This window comes from Kordiimonas sediminis (assembly GCF_014656395.1).
GTDB classification, from domain to species: domain Bacteria; phylum Pseudomonadota; class Alphaproteobacteria; order Sphingomonadales; family Kordiimonadaceae; genus Kordiimonas_A; species Kordiimonas_A sediminis.
Genome location: NZ_BNCI01000002.1, coordinates 668,901 through 686,477 on the forward strand (window position 1 = coordinate 668,901; position 17,577 = coordinate 686,477).

Below are 17,577 nucleotides of genomic sequence, written 5' to 3' on the forward strand. Positions count from 1 at the left end.
AGCATCGGGGGCACAGTTGGGACGTCTAGTGAGTATTATTTATGCAGTCTGAAATTAAAGCGTATTTAGAAGAATATCCAGACACAGAAATTGTTCAGTTCCTACTAGCGGATATGAATGGGATTTATCGCGGTAAACAGGCGACGATTGATGCTCTTAAGGGCGTGGTGTACTTTCCAATCACCACTTGTTTCCTTACAACGGACGGTGCAAACGCAGACACTATTCTGGATGACTACGGAAGTGATCCGGACAGGCCGTGTGTTCCCGTTCCGGGTAGTCTGCGCCCTGTGCCGTGGGCGAGGCGTCCAACTGTCCAGGTTCTGCTGACAATGCAGGATAAAGATGGTTCACCTTTCTTCATGGATCCACGGGTTGTTCTGTCAAAGGCTTTGGCGCCATACAAAGCGGCAAATCTGAAGCCGGTCGTTGCAATAGAATATGAATTTTATCTTTTTGAGATTGGATCAAATCCACCAAAGCCAGTAGCGCCGCCAAACGGTATGCCAATGGCGACAGGTGCGAACTGCTACAATATGGATGTCTTTTATGATTTCGAAGACATCCTGCAGGAAATTGAAGATGACTGTCTAGCACAGGGCATACCAGTCAGCGGGCTTGTTTGCGAATATGGAAACGGTCAGTTTGAAGTGAATATTAATCACAGCGATGACGCCCTGCGTGTTTGTGACGAAGCAATGATGCTGAAGCGTGTTGTCAAGTCGGTCGCGCTGAAACACGGCTTGCATGCCAGCTTTATGGCAAAACCAACCTACGACGAGGCGGGTAGCGGCATGCATGCACATGTTAGTGTCCTTGATGCATCAGGCGCGAATATATTTGCTGGCGAGCAGGGCCGTACAGCATTAAAGCATGCGGTAGGGGGGCTTCTGACTACCATGAATGAAGCAACCGCGTTGTTTGCACCCAATGCGAATAGCTATCGGAGATTCGACCCTGAATGGTTTGCGCCGATGGTGCCCAACTGGGGTGAAAACAATCGCAGGCTTTCCGTAAGGTTGCCAATGTCAGATGATAAGAATCGTCGTTTCGAGCACCGTGTTTGTGGCGCTGATGCAAGCCCGCATCTAATGCTGGCGGCCATTCTTGTTGGTGCGTGGCACGGCATGGCTGAGAAAATTGATCCTGGCGAAAAAACTGGTGAATTGGAGCTGGTAGATTTTACAGACTGTATCCCAAGTCGCTGGTACTCTGCACTTGAAGCCCTGAAAGAGGGGACGGTGATGAAAAAGTATCTGGGGGAAGATTTTATTGAGCTGTATCACAGGGTACGGGCAAGCGAAGAAAATGATTACCATCGGTCGGTTCCCCAGGCTGATCATGAAAAATATTTAAGAGTTCTATAAAGAGGCAACCATGCGGATTACCGACCGAGTGCATTCTAATACCATGCCGCAATCTTACTATGCGGCCACAAGCAATGACACTGATGGCTTTGATCGACTGACCGAAGACTGCCGTACAGATGTCTGTGTCGTGGGTGGCGGGTTTACAGGCGTGGCCACGGCGCTGCATCTGCGGGAACGCGGGTATGATGTGGTCCTGCTTGAGCAGAATGAGATTGGATGGGGTGCATCCGGACGTAATGGTGGGCAGGTTATCGGTGGGTACGGTCCTTCCTTGTCAGAATTTTCCAAGATTGAAAAAGTTTTTGGCAAAGAAAATGCTGTTTCAGTCTGGCAGATGGGCGTTGAGTGTGTCGATATTATCGCTGACTGGGTAGAAAAATATCAGATCGACTGCGACCTGACGTGGGGGTACTTCGATGCCGCCATGAAACAAAGTGACATGGACTATCTGCTGCGTGCACGGGATACACTTCTGGATCATGGTTATAAACCTGAGCAGCGTATAATCAAGCAGGATGAAGTTCATACGATTGTTGGGTCAGACAGATATATTGGCGGTGTTACCAATATGGGGTGGGGTCATGCGCACGTTCTTAACCTTCTGCGCGGAGAAGCGCGTGCAGCCCAGAAGCTCGGTGCCAAAATCTTTGAACATGCAATGGTCGAAGACGTTACCTTTGGCGAACCTGTTACCGTTAAAACCGATAAAGGAACGGTAACGGCTGATTATGTTGTCTTTGCTGGTAATGCATATCTGGGCAAATTGGTTCCAAAGCTGGAATCACGGGTACTGCCGGCAGGGAGTTATATCGTGACGACAGAGCCACTTTCAGAAGAGATGGTACAAGAAATTATGCCGGCCAATTTTGCCATCTGTGACCAGCGGTGGGCATTGGATTATTTTCGCTTAACGGCTGACCGCCGGTTGTTATTTGGTGGATTGGCGACATACTCGGGTCTTCATCCCAAGGATATAAAAAAGGCTATACTTCCTTGTATGCACAAGGTTTTCCCTCAGCTTCAGGACGTCAAAATTGACCATGAATGGGGCGGATATATGGGAATAGGTATTAACCGGATACCACAAGTTGGACAAGTGGCGCCTAATGCCTATTTTGCACAGGCATATTCTGGTCACGGTGTTGCCCCGACCCATATGTCAGGAAAGCTGATTGCAGAGGCAATAGACGGCAACAAGCAGCGGTTTGACATTATGGCGCGTATTAAACACCCACCATTCCCGGGAGGCCGTCTGTTACGGGCACCTATGCAGGCGATTGGTATGGCGTATTACCGACTGAAGGATGCGATTGGATAATGCAGACAGGCGGAAAAATGACCGGAAAAACTCCGACACTTTCTCGTTCTGATATTGGACGGTTACTTAACCGTGGTTACAGTGCATTTAGGCAGGGTGCATATAATGAAACTGCTGCTGTCTGCAAAACTATCCTTCAAGCCTATCCAAAAACAAAAGAGGCTCATTTTTTGATGGGGCTTTTGGGGTTGGAAAAACGGCAATTTGGAATTGCGCGTGATGCCTTTAAAAACGTTGTTGTCCTTGATGAAACTCATACACCTGCATGGGCGCAGTTGGCGCGCGTTTTTGTAAATTTGGGTCAATATTCAAATGCCAATAAGGCGCTTGATCGTGCGATAAAACTAGGGACGGACGATCCCTTGGTTGAAGATGTTATTGGTACCGTTTACAGCTTACTCGGCGACCAGACCAAGGCGTTGGAGTGGTACGACCGAGCAAACGCACATTCCCCTACGTCGATGTTCGAACTTAGTCGCGCCAAAAGCCTGACCTTTCTCGGACGTATTCAAGAGGCCCGAACAGCACTTACAAGATTTCTAGAAGCTTATCCGGACGTTTCGCAAGGTCACTGGATGTTGGCGCGACTGGAGAAAGTCACGGATGACACACATGTTGCAGAAATGGAAGAGTTGCTCAAAAAGCTGGGTAACAATGATCATCACCAAGCTATGTTAAGCTATGCCTTGGGCAAGGAGTATGAAGACCTGAGCCAACCTGACAAGGCTTTCGAAGCATATTCAAGAGGGGCGGCAGCTCGCAGGCGCGAAGTGCCCTATAATGAACAGTCAGAAGATGCATTATATAAATCTTTGCCGCAGCTCTATTCACGTGACTGGTATGATAATCAAACTGAAGAAGAAGGCGGGCAGGGGTTTGATGACCGGTCGCCAATATTTATCATAGGTCAGCCCAGGACTGGAACCACACTGGTTGAGCGTATCATAACAGCACATTCTGAGGTTCATTCTGCCGGTGAATTACAGCAATTTGGTATGGCCATCAAACGGATGACAGGTATTACCACGCCTGGTCCTGTCGGTTTAGAGGGCATGACATCTGCAGTATCTTTGAATTTGGAAACACTGGGTAAGTTATATATTGAAACCAGTCAGATGATGCGCGGTCAGGAACCACATTTCGTAGATAAAATGCCGATCAACTATCTCTATGCTCCGCTGATTGCCAAAAGTCTACCAAACGCGAAGATTATTCATATTACCCGTGACCCTGCGGATAGTTGCTTTGCTTCCTTCAAGCAGCTTTTTGCTGATGCGTATTTTCATTCCTATGATCAGGAAGAGATGGCGCGGCATCATCTGCGGTACAGGGAGCTGATGAAACACTGGCGTGCGCTCCTTGGGGATAGAATGTTGGAAGTTTCTTACGAAGACGTTGTATCGGACCTGGAGGGGCAGGCACGGCGCATCATCAACTATCTTGATCTTGATTGGCAGGACGCTTGTGCAAAGTTTCATAAGCAAACAGGTGCGGTAACTACTGCAAGCGCAGTTCAGGTGCGGGAGAAAGCTCACACAAGGTCAGTCGGGTTGTGGAGGCAATATCAGGAACATTTAGGGCCTATGCTCAGGGCACTGAAATACAATGTAGAGGAAAAAGAGCAACAGTCTGGGTATAAAAATCAGAAGTCAGAGTGAATTAGACATAGTGGAAGTCTTGCTGTCTTTATTCTGAAATGGGAAAAAGACGGGGTATGTATTTCCGCTCATATTTAGGGAGGACCAATAATGAAATCATCAACATGGTTTAAGTCAGGGAAGTACGCGGCTGGTGTATCTGCTTTGGCAGTTAGTTTGTCAGCAGGCAGTGCACTTGCTCAGGATGAAACAAGCCTGACAATTGAAGAAGTTGTAGTAACGGCTCAAAAGCGGGCTGAATCAGTGCAGGATGTGCCTGTGGCAATTGCTGCATTTGATGCATCTTTCACAAAACGAATGAATTTGGACGATGTGAAAGATCTGGTGAAATTTACACCGGGTTTTGCTGGGGATAGTAAAGATAGTTTCATTGACTATGTAAACATCCGCGGTATTTCCACCAATGATTTTGGTGTTGGTGGCGATCCATCAGTCGGTTTCTTCCAGAATGGCCTGTATCAGGGGCGTAATGGTGTAGTTGTATCCTCTATGTTTGACTTAGAGCGTGCAGAGGTGCTGCGTGGTCCTCAAGGCTTCCTGTTCGGTAAGAATGCGATTTCAGGCGCTCTTAACATTCATACTGCACGTCCAAACTTCGACAGCACAAGCGGCTATTTCGAGCTTGGACTGGGTGAGCGCGGAATTTTTGAAGTTGAAGGCGCTGTAAACGTTCCTCTCAGTGAAATGTTTGCTCTGCGTGTCGCGGCTTATCACTCTGAAGAAGATGGTTATGTGAAAAATCTGTCTTATCCGGATGATGACAAGCAGGTTGCACACGATAAAACAGCGATGCGAGCGACGCTTGGAATCAAAGGGGAAAACTGGGATTCTACATTGATGGTTCAGTATGAAGACCGGGATCAGAGTGGCTCTGTCTACCGTGCCCATAACGGTAATGGTGCGCTTGATTTCCTGTCTGATGTGCTTGGCAAGGATATTTTCCCACGCGGTGATGTGCGTGATATTGATGCAGATGAGAAACTTGGCAGTTTTGATCGTGGTGAAATTCTGCGTCTATCTGCTGAAATCAACATGGATTTTGACGGTTTCACAGTAACGTCACTGACCGGTTACACCGATCATACTTACGAATATGCCGAAGACTTTGACGGCATGCCTGTAGGCTTTAACGATTATGCACAGGATCAGGAAGGGGATTACTTCGAAACTGAATTGCGCGTTGTCTCTGACACTGACAGTGACCTAAGCTGGTATGCTGGTGTTTCTTACTACAAAGAAAACATCGATGCCATGTTTAACAACCGTGGCGATGAAGACGTGCAGTGTGCGGCTTATTACTACATGAGCTGTTCTGATCTTTGGGCGTATTGGGAATATGGTGATTTCAACTATCGTCCACTTGGTCTGGAGGAAAAGAACCTTGTTGAGGGTAAATACTCTGGTTGGGGCGCATATCTTGATCTGACATATGCTGTGACAGATAAGTTCGATCTGGAAGCTGGTGTTCGCTATACAAAAGACAAGAAGAAGTTTGGAATTAACGTTCTTCCTGTTGAAAGTGAACTGGGCCCATGGTGGATGTTCGGTGTCTACACGGATTACTGGGCGCGTGATAAACAGTCATGGTCAGACGTAACACCGCGTTTCATTGCACGTTACCGTCCTAACGAAGACTGGATGGTTTATGCAAGTGCCACACGTGGTTACAAGTCTGGTGGTTTTGGTTCCTTCGCAGTTGTAGCAGACGAAGACGATATTACAGATGATTTGCAGGCACTGAATGCGGTACCAAACGCGTTTGATCCAGAGACAGTCTGGTCCTACGAGGTAGGTGCCAAAGGCGACCTGTTGGACGGCCGTATTCGCACAGATATCACTGCATATTATTATCGCTTTAAAGACATGCAGCTGAACTATTTCTATCAGGGTACTAAGGTCGTTAACGTCGGTAAGGTGAAGTCTTACGGGGTTGAAGCCACGCTTCAGGCCATCCTTAGCGAAAACTTTGATGTCTTCTTCGCTGCATCGTTTAATGAAAACGAAATCAGTGATGCTGATGCCACGTTGCCGGATGGAGAAGTGATTAACCTTGGGCCAGATGGTAACCGTTTGTCGGGTTCGCCTAAATGGACACTTGCCGGTGTCTTGAACTACCATGTCCCTGTATCAGACACGGCGGAAGTCAATGCATCTCTGGATTTCCGTACTCAGACAAAAATCTATGGTGGCTTGGAGAACCTTGAGCGCGGCGCACAGGTTGGCTGGCAGGATGTTTCTCTGCGTGTAGGATATGATGAAGAAGCAGGGAACTGGTCTTTGACTGCATATGTCGAGAATCTGTTCGATGAAAAATACTTCGATGGGTATTCCGAAGGTGAAACGCCATTCCCGGGGCACGGATTTGGTATTAGCCGTCCACGGACATTTGGTGTCAAATTCACCAAGCGTTTTGGCGAATAATTCGTATCACATTCTAGAATTAATAATGAGGGCTTTCGGGCCCTCTTTTTTTTGCTTATAAGCAAAAAAAACAAGAGGAAGCACATATGGTGCGCAAGCATATCCAGCGACGCATGCCAAGAACGCGTCTAAGCCGTACAATAGTTGGTGTCGCGTTAATAATCGGCGGTATTCTTGGCTTTCTGCCTGTGCTTGGTTTTTGGATGATACCTCTTGGTTTGTTTATTCTTTCTGTTGATTCTCCTTTTGTGCGCAGACAGCGGCGTAAAATTGAGATCAAGGCTGGAAGATTTTATCAGCGTTATAAAAAATCTAATACTATTGAGGGGGAAGATACTGTGAATTTACCGATCACGATCGAGGATGTCCGGGATGCTTACGAACAAATTCAGGACGTCATTGTCAGAACACCTTTGATAGAAAATCAGGAACTTAACTATCTGGTGGGTGGTCGTGTGTTCATCAAGCCTGAATGTTTACAGCGCACAGGATCTTTCAAATTTCGCGGTGCTTATAACCGCATCAGTCGTATGTCGGAAGACGAGCGAAAAGGCGGTGTTGTTGCTTTCTCCAGTGGCAATCATGCTGCGGGGGTTGCATGCGCGGCCAATATGCTGGGTGTATCTGCGACTATCGTGATGCCGACAGACTCTCCTGCTGTGAAGCTTGAAAACACCAAGAAGTATGGTGCAAAGATTGTTTTATACGATCGCTATAAAGAAGACCGGATTGCCATCGCAGCCAAGATTGGTGAGGAAACCGGTGCAACTGTAGTCCCATCGTTTGATGATGTGCATATCATGGCCGGGCAGGGAACAGCTGGACTGGAAGTCGCAGAAGACCTGAAGGAGTTGGGAATAAACCCTGATCAAGTTCTAATTAACTGTGGCGGTGGTGGGCTGGCGTCCGGCTTTTTCACAGGAGTGAAGGACAGTTTTCCTCAAGCTGACACCTATGTAGTAGAGCCGACTGGCTTCGATGATTTTGGACGCTCTCTGGAAAGTGGTAAGCGCGAGAAGGTTGATCCGGACGCCCGTTCAATTTGTGATGCAATTTTGACAGATCAGCCTGGGGCTCTGACCTTTGATGTTATCCGTCAATTAGGTGCAAAGGGTCTTGTCGTCTCTGATGAAGATGCGCTTCGCACTGTTTCCTACGCAGCCAAGACATTAAAGTTGATTGGAGAGCCAGGAGGTGTAGTCTCCCTTGCAGCACTTTTAACGGGCAAGATTGATGCAAAAGACAAAGTCAGTGTTTGTATTATCTCTGGCGGCAATATTGATCCGGATATGCTTTCAAAAGCACTTGCTGACTATTGAACTTGGCAAGCTTACTCAACTGGGTTATAGACCATAAAATATTATTGATTTCTGTGGGTATGGTTGGATAAACTAATACTCATAAACATAACGGCTGGAGTAGGGTAATGGAAATTAAAGAACAGGAAAGCACATATACAGGCTTTATTAAGTGGACTGTTCGTACCACAATCGCCTGTGTGGCAATTCTCATTTTGATGAAAGTTGCGCTAGTCTAATTATTAGGCGCGTAACGTAATAAAGCGGCTGTTTTCAGCCGCTTTTTTTATGCACTGTGTCAAACGGTTGACGTTTGATACTAATGTTTGGGAATAGATTTTAACTGATACTGCCCATCGGTTAAGGAGCCGAATAACTCTGTCACGTCAGGATGGTGGATAGGGTCATCACTGTCATCCGGCAATAAGTTTTGCTGCGATACATAAGCTTCGTAGCTACTTTCCTCATTCTCAGCCAGAATATGATAAAAAGGCTGTTCTTTCTCTGGCCGAATTTCTGCCGGGATAGACTCCCACCATTCTTCCGTATTCGCAAATTCCGGATCTACATCATAGATTACACCGCGGAAAGAGAACACACGGTGGCGAACTACTTGTCCAATGGTAAATAGTGCTTTTTTTGTAATTATTGGTGAATTGTCCATCGGGTACTCCTGTATGTGGTTCCAGATAGAGCTGACAGGCCTGTTTGTCAATGGGGCCAGTAGGAGTGTTGACAAAGAACTGTAATCAAAACCGTTTTTTGTAATGAATTTGTAATGATTGTGAAATCTGTTGGTCACTGGATCAGGTTAGTTTCGAATCAACAGAAATGACAATAGATAAGTAATAGATGATGCATACACCAATCAATACAAATGGTCTCAGACGTGTAGCACGTTTGTATCTGGAACGTTCAGCCCCACTGTCGAAGACAGAAGCGCTGGTAATGCTTAAAGGTACGCTCGGCGCTTATGATGATGACGGCAGCAGCTTAGCACTCGGAATTGAAGATTATTTCACTACCAGGCCTGCATTAAATTAATTCAGACCTGTCTTTCTACAGTCCCCCAAGACTATCCTTCCAGACTAAAGGCCCCGGAAATTCCGGGGCCCTTTTTAATGCTTGTTGCTGATTGAAAACAGCTTAAAGCTCTTCTGGTTCCAAAAGCTTATGCAGGTGCACAACCACATATTTGGTCATGGCATCATCTACATTTTGCTGGCTAACTTTACGCCATGCAGCTTCTGCTTCCTGATAAGAGCCGAAAATGCCCACCAGGTCCAGATTCTTGGTGTCTGCGAATGTCAGGCTCTGGGGATCAGAAACCTGACCACCGAAAACCAAATGAAGAAGTTGCTTGTCTGACATTGGTATTGCCCCTAAATATTAGTATAGTTTCTGGCCGCGACTATGTAACAGTATTTGTAAAAAAAGCCAGAAAAATATCAGTTTCTATGTAAGGAGACCCTCTGTGAGCCATTCAAAATCTGCGGTTCTTATTTCGATATCGGGCCTTGATCGTGTCGGTGTTGTATCCGAAGTCAGCGGATATTTGTTCGAGATAGGGGGTAATCTGGCAGATACGGCTTTTGCGCTTCTCGGCAAGGGCTTTGACTATACGGCGGTCGCTGAATTTGATGTTGAGATTAGCACAAATGAAATATCAGATGGGCTTGCATCGTTGAATTCGCTGCAAGGGGCAGAAATATCGGTCAAGCCTTTCCCGTTTGATCTAGCGCGCGAACATACAGGCACTATAACACATTTCCTGGAAATTATTGGTGGCGATAAACCAGGTTTGGTCGCGCGTGTTAGTGAGGTTATTCTAGAGTACGGTGCAAATATAGTCAGAATGACATCCCGGCGCGTTGAGACTGAAGACGGTTATGATTACAGAACCAGGTTTGGATTAAATATTTCTGGTGGAAATGCCGAGGCTTTGGAAAACGCACTTTATAATACAGCGGGCAGCATGCGGCTAACCTGTGAATTTAAAAAGGCAGCCGGGTAGGGCTGCCTTAGTGGAGTAATCTGTAAGGAAGGTTAGTTTGACTTGTTAGTCTGCAGTTGATGTTTTGGCTACAGAGTCGCGGAGCTCAGCGATTAGACCATCCAATCCAACTTCTTTGATTCTCGCAGAGAAGACTTCACGGTTCGTGATCAATAGATTGATGCCTTCCACTTCCAGATTCACGATTTGAAAGACACCGTCTTTTTTTCTGACGCGCCAATCTGCCAGCATCGGCTCTCCTTGCTCACGGTCTACTTTGGTGCGTACAAACAAATGCCCATTCTTGCCGGAAGCAGGTGTGGTGCCTGTGATATCAAGCTTTTTGAAGCCAATCTTCTGCATCTGAATATCTAGTTCATTGATGATATAGTCTGTCATAGCCGCCATGTAGGCACGGCGCTGCGCTTCTGATGCTGTTCGGTAATGACGACCTAGAATGCCCTTGGAAAGCAGTTCAATATCAGTGACACGCTCAAATAGCGTTTTAAAGGCGGCTGAACGCTCATCCGCGGTTAGTTTGCTATCACTCCAAACGGTCTGTGTATCCAGTGAAAGGTTAGCGATAAAGTCCATCGCACCCTTTGGGTCATCTACGGCTCTGTCCTGTGCAAAGGCAGCACTAATGCCAGTGAATGCAATCAATACTGATGTAGCGATGATTTTAAAAACGCGTATCATAAATAGAAATTCCTTATAAGGCCCTATATCAATATGGGGTATATAGGTATAGGGCCGGAAAAAGGCAATTATTCGGCAGACGCTGCTTCACGCAGATATGCCATCAAATCCTGTCGCTGATCTTCCTTGCGCAGGCCCATGAAAGTCATCTTATTGCCAGGCAGGAATGTTTTTGGCTGTGCAAGCCACTGATCCAGCTTTTCTTCTGTCCAGACGAAATCTGCTTCGGCCAGGGCTTTCGAGTATTTATAGCCGTCCAGCGAGCCTGCTTTTCTGCCAAAAATTCCGCCAAGAGATGGGCCAAGTTTTTTAGGGCCAGAGGCTGCGAGAATATGGCATGCTTTACAGCGATTGAATACGCGCTTGCCTTTAGCAGCATCACCTTTACTGGAAAGTGCCGTTGACGTCGGGTCGTCATCAGCAAAAGCCGTTGGGGCAATTGCGGACATTGATAGAGCCGCTGCGATAACAAAAGTAAGAGAACGCTTAAACATGAAAATGCTCCTAATAGTGTTTCATGGGGTCGCAAAAAATATGGCGGAGATCAAACCCCGCCATACCTTATGGTTATTACATTAATGCAAGATGAATAGCTTTCAAGCCTTCCGTGACAGAATGTCCTAGGCTTTTTCTATCATCAGGAACTAACTTCTTTGATTTCGCCGCTTTTCAGGCGTGCGAAATAATCCTGCAACATGGATTTAACTTCCTTACGCATGAGGAACAGGCCAAGGATATTCGGAACACCCATCGCAAGAAGGAGAGCGTCCGCCATGTCCATAACGGGGCCAAGTGCCATTGCGGACCCGATAAAGATAGTCAGAAGATACGACGCCTTAAAGACAAGGTCTGCCTTTTTGTTGTTGCCAAACAGGTAAAGGAAAGACCGCTGGCCGTAATAGAACCATGTAATGCTGGTTGAGAATGCAAACAGAATAACTGCAACAGTCAGGATTTTAGGGAACCAGTCGATCACAGTCGCAAACGCAGCTGATGTCAATACAATCCCGTCACCAGCAGCTGCTACCTGATGTTGTCCGGTAACAATAATAACCAGTGCAGTCATTGTACAAATAACCACTGTGTCGATGAACGGCTCGAGCAGGGCAACAAGACCTTCCGCAACAGGTTCTTTTGTCTTGGCAGCAGCATGTGCGATCGCCGCAGAACCAAGGCCAGCTTCGTTGGAGAATGTTGCACGGCGCAGACCCTGGATAAGAACACCAATAATACCACCAGCAACACCTTCACCCGTGAAGGCACCTGCAAAAATCTGACTGATTGCATCCGGAATAGCTTCGATGTGTGTGCCGATAACAACCAGACATGCAAGTATATAGATGGCAGCCATGAAAGGAACCAGATACTCGGTCACATGCGTGATCTGGCGAATACCACCAATGATAACGAGGCCAACGAAGCTTAGGAAAACCAGACCGAAAATCCACGGACGGTCATAAAAGACGCTGTCCACACCGCCGGTCATGGCAACAATCTCGTTTGTGAACTGCATCGAAGACTGGTTGGTCTGGAACATGGCACCTGCGCCATATGCACCACCAATACAAATCACCGCAGCGGCGATCGCCAGAACACGGCCAAGGTTAGGTAAACCGCGGTTGGCCAAGCCTTTTGACAGATAATACATGGGGCCACCAGACACGACACCATTTTCATCAATTTCCCGGTATTTTAGACCAAGCGTACACTCAACAAACTTGGAGGTCATGCCGAAGAAGCCTGCCATAATCATCCAGAAGGTGGCTCCTGGACCGCCGACCGATACTGCAATTGCAACACCTGCGATGTTACCAAGGCCAACTGTCGCAGATACTGCGGCCGTCAATGCCTGAAAATGGGTAACTTCGCCAGGATCATCCGGGTCGTCATATTTTCCGGAAACGATTTTCAGTGACTGTTTGAAACCACGAAAGTTAATGAAACCCATATAGACAGTGAAAAAAATACCACCGCCAAGCAGCCATATAACAATCATGGGAATTCCGGGTGCACCGTCAATTAACCAGCCCATCGGTAATTCAAAGAATACCACCGCTGAAATAGCTTCACTAACTGGGCCCATAATTTCATTTACACGTTCACTAACTGTTTTTTCTGCCTCTTGAGCAAATGCAGAAAAGCTAGCCACAAAAACAGCAGTAATTGTGGCGAGTAATTTATTGAACATCGTTACCAAGATCCTTCGTAAATATTATGAATCAGCTCGAATATCCTGAGCTGTTATTTTGGTTTTACGTATGGAGAATACACTTGCCTTGCCCCCCTATGAAGCGAATTAGTTGGCTACCGCCTTCCCCGATTCGAGCCATGCTAGCGGCTAATGCTCTCATCCTCAATGAAAGAATCTTACCTTTGTGTGAATGTGTTTATAAAATGACAGAATATCGAGAAGAATTGTGAGTTGTGTTTTTTACGGTTTAGCCTGTAGCCTGACACACGTAATCAAATAAATGCCTATTATGTATAGTGTTTAATGTTTTCTTTAACCGGTGGTTAACCTGTATATTTTAGCGTATGATACGCAAATCAGAACCTAACGATTTTGAATAGGAATTTTCTTTGTCCAACGATCAGGCACTTACCAGCTCAGATGTTGCTCGGTTATTACAGGACCCAAGCGGGGAAAACCGTGCAGCCGCTGCTGCCAAAGTAGCGATGACTTTCTCAGGAAATGACCTGAGTCCGAGCGCGCGTAAAATTGCAGAAGATATATTTAATGTCATGGTTCGGGATGCCGAGGTTCGCGTCCGTAAGGCCTTGTCTGAGAATCTGAAAGACAATCCTAGTGTTCCACATGATATTGCGACCGTACTTGCACGTGATGTTGATGAAGTTGCTTTGCCCGTGATCGAATTCTCCACGGTCTTGACGGATGGAGATTTGGTTGAGTTGGTTCAGACCCGCGGTGTTGATGTGCAGGTGGCGATTGCAAAACGGGAGACTGTATCCAGTGATGTAGCCGATGTTATTGCCGAGAAGGGTGAAGAAGCGGCGGTTGCGACACTTGTTGGGAACGAGGGCGCAAAAATCGCAGAAGGCACGATGAATAAGGTGCTGGATAAATATTCAGAGAGTGATCTTGTTAAAGAACCTCTGGCGCACCGCGGCGAGCTACCACTGAATATTGCTGAACGTTTAGTCACCTTGGTGTCTGAACAATTACAGCAGCATATTATGACCCATCATAATGTATCGGCGTCCACCGCTACTGATTTACTGATGACAAGCCGCGAGAAGGCTACTGTATCTCTGTTGTCTGGTACGGAAAATACCACAACACTTAATCAGCTTATTGAACAGCTTTATACTAACAAGCGTTTGACCCCAAGTTTGGTGGTTCGGGCGCTTTGTATGGGTGATACTGGTTTCTTTGAAGCGGCGCTTGCAAAACTGGCAGATATTCCGGTCCTTAATGTGTATAAGCTTATCACTAAGGGTGGGGAAATGGGACTAGCCAAGCTGTTTGAGAAAGCAGGTATACCAGAAAATTACATTAAGGTTTCCCGTGTGGCATTGGACGTGGTTGAAGAAACACAGTCCGCAGCGGGCGATAACCGTGAAGTTTTCCGCCAGCTTATGATTGAGCGTGTTCTGACCAAAATGGAAGATACTGTTGATGCAGACAGTCTTGATTATCTTCTTAGCAAGTTGGTTAAAGTGGACAAATAATTGCGCGGTTAGTCCTCAAGTTTAAAAGCCGGCTGGATTTCCTGCCGGCTTTTGTTTTTGAAAACCATCAAGACTTACAGTTTCTATGATGCTGATTGTGCGGGCAACCAAAGTGCCAGTTCGGGCCAAAGAAGAAGTATTAAAAGCCCCAGGAGCTGTATCAGTACAAAAGGGATGATGCCTTTATATATTGATCCCAGGCTGATGGATTTTGGGGCAGCACCCTTCATATAAAAAAGGGCGAAACCAAACGGCGGTGTAAGAAAACTAGTCTGAAGATTTACTGCCATCATGACTGCAAACCACGCGACGGTCAGCTCAGGGTAGGGGACATGAGTACCAAAATCCAGTGCCGTGATGATGGGTGCAAAAACTGGCAGAATTATCAATGTGATTTCTATCCAGTCAAAAAAGAAGCCCAACAGGAACACAGTTATCATCAACAGTATAAGAACAGTCCATGCGTCAGCCCCCATACTATCTAAAGCATGGACAATAAGATCATGCCCACCAAGAAGCGCAAAGACATATGAAAAAGCTGTTGCACCGATAAACAGCCCAAAAATCATCGTGCTGGTCAGGGCAGACTGCTCGGTTACTTCTTTCAGTGTCTTGAGGGACAGGGATTTATTTATCAGGGCAAGCAACGTGGCTCCAAGTGCACCTATGCCGCTTGCTTCTGTCGGGGTGGCAAATCCTGCAAATATTGACCCCAGGACTGCAAGAATAAGAACCACAGGCGGTAAAAAGCTTTTTATGATAAGGCCGACCGTGAGCGGTGTTTCATCCGTGGGTTTTTCCAGTGGCGGTGCGAGCGAGGGATTGAGCCATGTTCTAAGAAGTATATAGGCCATATACATGACGGCTAGAAGCATTGCAGGCCCAATCGCTGCCATAAAAAGGGTACCGGCAGAAGTGGACAATAGGTCGGCCATTACTACGAGCATAATTGATGGTGGTAATAGAATTCCCAGTGTGCCAGCCGCGGCTATGGTGCCGGTCGCCAAGGACGGTTCATAACGATTTTCAAGCATGACGGGCAGGGCTAACAAGGTCATCATAACCACACTTGCGCCAATAATGCCGGTCGTGGCTGCCATAATGACACCCAAGACAGTGACGGATAACGCGAGCCCGCCAGGCACCCGACGCGTTAATATCTGCAATGTGTTTAATAGGTCGCGCGCAACACCACTTCGTTCCAGCATAGACCCCATAAAAATAAACATGGGTATGGCAACAAGGACCAGTTTTGTGACAACACCGCCGTATATGCGACTTATAACAAGATAAAAACTTTCACCATTTTCCAGCCCAAGCGCAACGGCCAAGAGCCAGAACCCTAGACCCACCCCGCCCAGAATAAAGGCAACAGGAAAACCTGTGAACAGGAGGGGCGTTAGCACCACAAACATCAAGAGCGGTAAGATATCAATCAGGCTTTCCATTAGCTTGCCCCTTCTTGCTGGTGGGCAATTTTAAAGGGTGTTTGTGCAGCAAGCACTTCCGGACCGAATAAATACACGATGGCTTTAAACAGGCGGGATATTGCTGAAAGTCCTAAAAGAAAAACGCCAAGAACAATACAGTATTTAATCACATATCGTGCGGGCAGTCCGTTAGGGGAGGCTGAACCCTCATTATACTCTAGGCTGATTGCAGCGTAATCAGCGCTGAACAGATATAAGGCTGTTACATAGGGTAACAGAAGCAAGAGAATGCCAAATACCTCTATCCAGGCCTGTGCCCGAGGACTGAGACGTTCACTAACCAGTTCAATCCGGACATGGGCATTTTGGCTGTAAGCCCAACCAAGCCCAAGCAGAAAAACTATACCGTGGAAATGCCATTCGAGTTCCTGAAGCTGGGTGGACCCTATAACAAACCAGTGCCGCAAAAGTACGTCTGCAACAATGACTAGCATCATCAGGATCAAACCCCAGGCCCCAGCCTTACCAAAAATACTTACAAAACGGTCAATGGTGTGCGAAAACTTCAAAAGGAATCCCATGAAATTAGTCCTTCAAGAAGCCGCGGTCAGACCAGGCTTTGTATTTTTCACGGAAAGACTGAAGGCTATCCCAGGCACGTGCAAATTCCGGGTCTTTTGCCCGTAAGTCGGCTGCTACTTTTTCCCACGCAGTACGCAGTCCATCCAGTACTTCAGGTGACCACGTGTGAAACTGGACACCTTTTTTCTCTAATTCAGCCATGGCTTCTGCTTGCATTGCTTCGCCCATCGACAAGCTGTATCGCACGTTGGTCGAGCAGGCTGTTTCAATCAGAGTTTGTTGATGGGGGGACAGTGTCTGCCATTTCTCCAAATTGATCATCAGCTCAAAGAAGGTTGCTTGCTGGTGCCAGCCGGGAAAATAATAATGTTTGGCTATTTGGTAGAAGCCCATATTCAGATCAACGGCAGGCATGGAGAACTCAGTCCCATCAATGGTTCCCAATTCCAGAGCCTGATAAATCTCACCACCTGAGATTAGTTGCGGAGACGCGCCAATTTCTTCAAGCACTTTGCCGCCAAGGCCAAAGAAACGAATTTTTTTGCCTTTTAAGTCTTCAAGCGTATGAATCTCTTCCTTGAACCAGCCTGAGGATTCCGGTGGGATAACACCGCAGATTACACTGTGAATGCCGTGTTTGTGGTAGATGTCCTCGAATAGTTCCTTGCCGCCCCCATAATCCATCCAGGCAAGATATTCTGGCGCAAGTGGGCCGAAGGGTACACTGGAAAATAGTTGAAGTGCCGGTACTTTCCCCGCCCAGTAACCTGGTGTTGACCACCCCGCTTCGATCGCGCCGTAGCTAACTGCATCAAATATTTCAAATGGCGGCGCCAGAACACCCGGTTCAAAAAACTCGATCGTTACGTCACCATTGGATAGCGTGTCAATTTCTTCTGAGAAACGTTTACCCATACTCCCTAATATTGCGAGTGTGGAAGGGTAAGTGCTGGTCATGCGCCACCGAACAGGGGCTGCTTCTGTGGTTGCTGTCTGGTCAGAAACGGATGATTTGGTACCTGTTTCCTGACTACAGGCTGCTAAAGTTAAGCATGCTGCAATCCCTATAAATGCGCCCCTGATCATACAAATCCCCCTAAGTCAAAATAGTAAAATAG

The 17,577-nt window shown here is 46.8% G+C and carries 17 protein-coding genes; 9 read left to right on the forward strand and 8 right to left on the reverse strand.

Annotated elements, in window-relative coordinates; all coding sequences use genetic code 11:
- Positions 1–41 precede the first annotated feature (41 nt).
- The 6 genes from IE181_RS10680 to IE181_RS10705 all read left to right on the forward strand — a co-directional run bounded on the left by IE181_RS10680 (position 42) and on the right by IE181_RS10705 (position 8,304).
- Positions 42–1,367, forward strand: a complete 1,326-nt coding sequence (locus tag IE181_RS10680) for a glutamine synthetase family protein (RefSeq protein WP_191252807.1) — start codon at positions 42–44, stop codon at positions 1,365–1,367.
- Between the two features lie 10 nt (positions 1,368–1,377).
- A complete protein-coding gene (locus IE181_RS10685) occupies positions 1,378–2,688 on the forward strand; it encodes an NAD(P)/FAD-dependent oxidoreductase (RefSeq protein ID WP_229819346.1) in 1,311 nt (436 codons plus the stop codon).
- A 17-nt stretch (positions 2,689–2,705) separates the two neighbouring features.
- On the forward strand, positions 2,706–4,346 hold the full coding sequence (locus IE181_RS10690; RefSeq protein WP_191252808.1) for a tetratricopeptide repeat-containing sulfotransferase family protein: 1,641 nt from the start codon (positions 2,706–2,708) through the stop codon (positions 4,344–4,346).
- 90 nt (positions 4,347–4,436) lie between these two features.
- Positions 4,437–6,767, forward strand: a complete 2,331-nt coding sequence (locus IE181_RS10695; RefSeq protein ID WP_191252810.1) for a TonB-dependent receptor — start codon at positions 4,437–4,439, stop codon at positions 6,765–6,767.
- 86 nt (positions 6,768–6,853) lie between these two features.
- Positions 6,854–8,086 carry a pyridoxal-phosphate dependent enzyme gene (locus tag IE181_RS10700; RefSeq protein WP_229819347.1) on the forward strand — a complete coding sequence of 411 codons (1,233 nt, stop codon included), beginning with the start codon at positions 6,854–6,856 and terminating at the stop codon, positions 8,084–8,086.
- Between the two features lie 107 nt (positions 8,087–8,193).
- The gene (locus tag IE181_RS10705) at positions 8,194–8,304 is read left to right on the forward strand and encodes an aa3-type cytochrome c oxidase subunit IV (RefSeq protein ID WP_191252812.1); all 111 of its coding nucleotides are present in this window, start codon (positions 8,194–8,196) and stop codon (positions 8,302–8,304) included.
- A gap of 80 nt (positions 8,305–8,384) precedes the next feature.
- Here the strand turns inward: IE181_RS10705 and hspQ are convergent, their stop codons facing one another.
- A complete protein-coding gene (gene hspQ / locus IE181_RS10710; RefSeq protein ID WP_191252814.1) occupies positions 8,385–8,729 on the reverse strand; it encodes a heat shock protein HspQ in 345 nt (114 codons plus the stop codon).
- A 188-nt stretch (positions 8,730–8,917) separates the two neighbouring features.
- On the opposite strand from hspQ, the gene IE181_RS10715 reads away from it, so the two are divergent.
- Positions 8,918–9,109 (forward strand): hypothetical protein, encoded by a 192-nt coding sequence (locus tag IE181_RS10715; protein ID WP_191252816.1) that lies wholly within the window; start codon positions 8,918–8,920, stop codon positions 9,107–9,109.
- Positions 9,110–9,211: 102 nt separating this feature from the next.
- On the opposite strand, the gene IE181_RS10720 is transcribed toward IE181_RS10715, so the two are convergent.
- Positions 9,212–9,436: a DUF4170 domain-containing protein gene (locus tag IE181_RS10720; protein WP_191252818.1), complete on the reverse strand. Its 225-nt coding sequence runs from the start codon at positions 9,434–9,436 to the stop codon at positions 9,212–9,214.
- A 103-nt stretch (positions 9,437–9,539) separates the two neighbouring features.
- Here IE181_RS10720 and IE181_RS10725 point away from each other — a divergent pair, with 103 nt between their 5' ends.
- Positions 9,540–10,079, forward strand: coding sequence for a glycine cleavage system transcriptional repressor (locus IE181_RS10725; protein ID WP_191252820.1), 540 nt, complete (start codon positions 9,540–9,542; stop codon positions 10,077–10,079).
- Between the two features lie 45 nt (positions 10,080–10,124).
- Here IE181_RS10725 and IE181_RS10730 read toward each other — a convergent pair whose 3' ends face one another.
- The 3 genes from IE181_RS10730 to IE181_RS10740 form a co-directional block, all read right to left on the reverse strand.
- On the reverse strand, positions 10,125–10,757 hold the full coding sequence (locus IE181_RS10730; RefSeq protein ID WP_191252822.1) for an MlaC/ttg2D family ABC transporter substrate-binding protein: 633 nt from the start codon (positions 10,755–10,757) through the stop codon (positions 10,125–10,127).
- 68 nt (positions 10,758–10,825) lie between these two features.
- Positions 10,826–11,251 carry a c-type cytochrome gene (locus IE181_RS10735; RefSeq protein WP_229819349.1) on the reverse strand — a complete coding sequence of 142 codons (426 nt, stop codon included), beginning with the start codon at positions 11,249–11,251 and terminating at the stop codon, positions 10,826–10,828.
- Between the two features lie 143 nt (positions 11,252–11,394).
- Positions 11,395–12,945 (reverse strand): alanine/glycine:cation symporter family protein, encoded by a 1,551-nt coding sequence (locus IE181_RS10740; protein WP_191252824.1) that lies wholly within the window; start codon positions 12,943–12,945, stop codon positions 11,395–11,397.
- A gap of 392 nt (positions 12,946–13,337) precedes the next feature.
- Between IE181_RS10740 and spbR the strand changes: the two genes are divergently transcribed.
- Positions 13,338–14,447 (forward strand): SpbR family protein, encoded by a 1,110-nt coding sequence (spbR, locus tag IE181_RS10745; protein ID WP_229819351.1) that lies wholly within the window; start codon positions 13,338–13,340, stop codon positions 14,445–14,447.
- 83 nt (positions 14,448–14,530) lie between these two features.
- On the opposite strand, the gene IE181_RS10750 is transcribed toward spbR, so the two are convergent.
- Genes IE181_RS10750 through IE181_RS10760 form a run of 3 tightly spaced genes read right to left on the reverse strand, consistent with a single transcriptional unit; the run spans position 14,531 to position 17,545 of the window.
- Positions 14,531–15,895: a TRAP transporter large permease gene (locus IE181_RS10750; RefSeq protein ID WP_191252826.1), complete on the reverse strand. Its 1,365-nt coding sequence runs from the start codon at positions 15,893–15,895 to the stop codon at positions 14,531–14,533.
- Positions 15,895–16,458: a TRAP transporter small permease subunit gene (locus IE181_RS10755; RefSeq protein WP_191252828.1), complete on the reverse strand. Its 564-nt coding sequence runs from the start codon at positions 16,456–16,458 to the stop codon at positions 15,895–15,897. Before IE181_RS10755 ends, IE181_RS10750 begins: the two co-directional genes overlap by 1 nt.
- Before the next feature lie 4 nt (positions 16,459–16,462).
- A complete protein-coding gene (locus IE181_RS10760; protein WP_191252830.1) occupies positions 16,463–17,545 on the reverse strand; it encodes a TRAP transporter substrate-binding protein in 1,083 nt (360 codons plus the stop codon).
- Positions 17,546–17,577 lie beyond the last annotated feature (32 nt).

What these genes read in the sequence shown, in the direction of transcription:
- IE181_RS10680 (WP_191252807.1), top strand. Translation starts at nt 42, where the DNA reads ATGCAGTCTGAAATTAAAGCGTATTTAGAAGAATATCCAGACACAGAA.
- IE181_RS10685 (WP_229819346.1), top strand. Translation starts at nt 1,378, where the DNA reads ATGCGGATTACCGACCGAGTGCATTCTAATACCATGCCGCAATCTTAC.
- IE181_RS10690 (WP_191252808.1), top strand. Translation starts at nt 2,706, where the DNA reads ATGACCGGAAAAACTCCGACACTTTCTCGTTCTGATATTGGACGGTTA.
- IE181_RS10695 (WP_191252810.1), top strand. Translation starts at nt 4,437, where the DNA reads ATGAAATCATCAACATGGTTTAAGTCAGGGAAGTACGCGGCTGGTGTA.
- IE181_RS10700 (WP_229819347.1), top strand. Translation starts at nt 6,854, where the DNA reads ATGGTGCGCAAGCATATCCAGCGACGCATGCCAAGAACGCGTCTAAGC.
- IE181_RS10705 (WP_191252812.1), top strand. Translation starts at nt 8,194, where the DNA reads ATGGAAATTAAAGAACAGGAAAGCACATATACAGGCTTTATTAAGTGG.
- hspQ (WP_191252814.1), bottom strand. Translation starts at nt 8,729, where the DNA reads ATGGACAATTCACCAATAATTACAAAAAAAGCACTATTTACCATTGGA.
- IE181_RS10715 (WP_191252816.1), top strand. Translation starts at nt 8,918, where the DNA reads ATGATGCATACACCAATCAATACAAATGGTCTCAGACGTGTAGCACGT.
- IE181_RS10720 (WP_191252818.1), bottom strand. Translation starts at nt 9,436, where the DNA reads ATGTCAGACAAGCAACTTCTTCATTTGGTTTTCGGTGGTCAGGTTTCT.
- IE181_RS10730 (WP_191252822.1), bottom strand. Translation starts at nt 10,757, where the DNA reads ATGATACGCGTTTTTAAAATCATCGCTACATCAGTATTGATTGCATTC.
- IE181_RS10735 (WP_229819349.1), bottom strand. Translation starts at nt 11,251, where the DNA reads ATGTTTAAGCGTTCTCTTACTTTTGTTATCGCAGCGGCTCTATCAATG.
- IE181_RS10740 (WP_191252824.1), bottom strand. Translation starts at nt 12,945, where the DNA reads ATGTTCAATAAATTACTCGCCACAATTACTGCTGTTTTTGTGGCTAGC.
- IE181_RS10750 (WP_191252826.1), bottom strand. Translation starts at nt 15,895, where the DNA reads ATGGAAAGCCTGATTGATATCTTACCGCTCTTGATGTTTGTGGTGCTA.
- IE181_RS10755 (WP_191252828.1), bottom strand. Translation starts at nt 16,458, where the DNA reads ATGGGATTCCTTTTGAAGTTTTCGCACACCATTGACCGTTTTGTAAGT.
- IE181_RS10760 (WP_191252830.1), bottom strand. Translation starts at nt 17,545, where the DNA reads ATGATCAGGGGCGCATTTATAGGGATTGCAGCATGCTTAACTTTAGCA.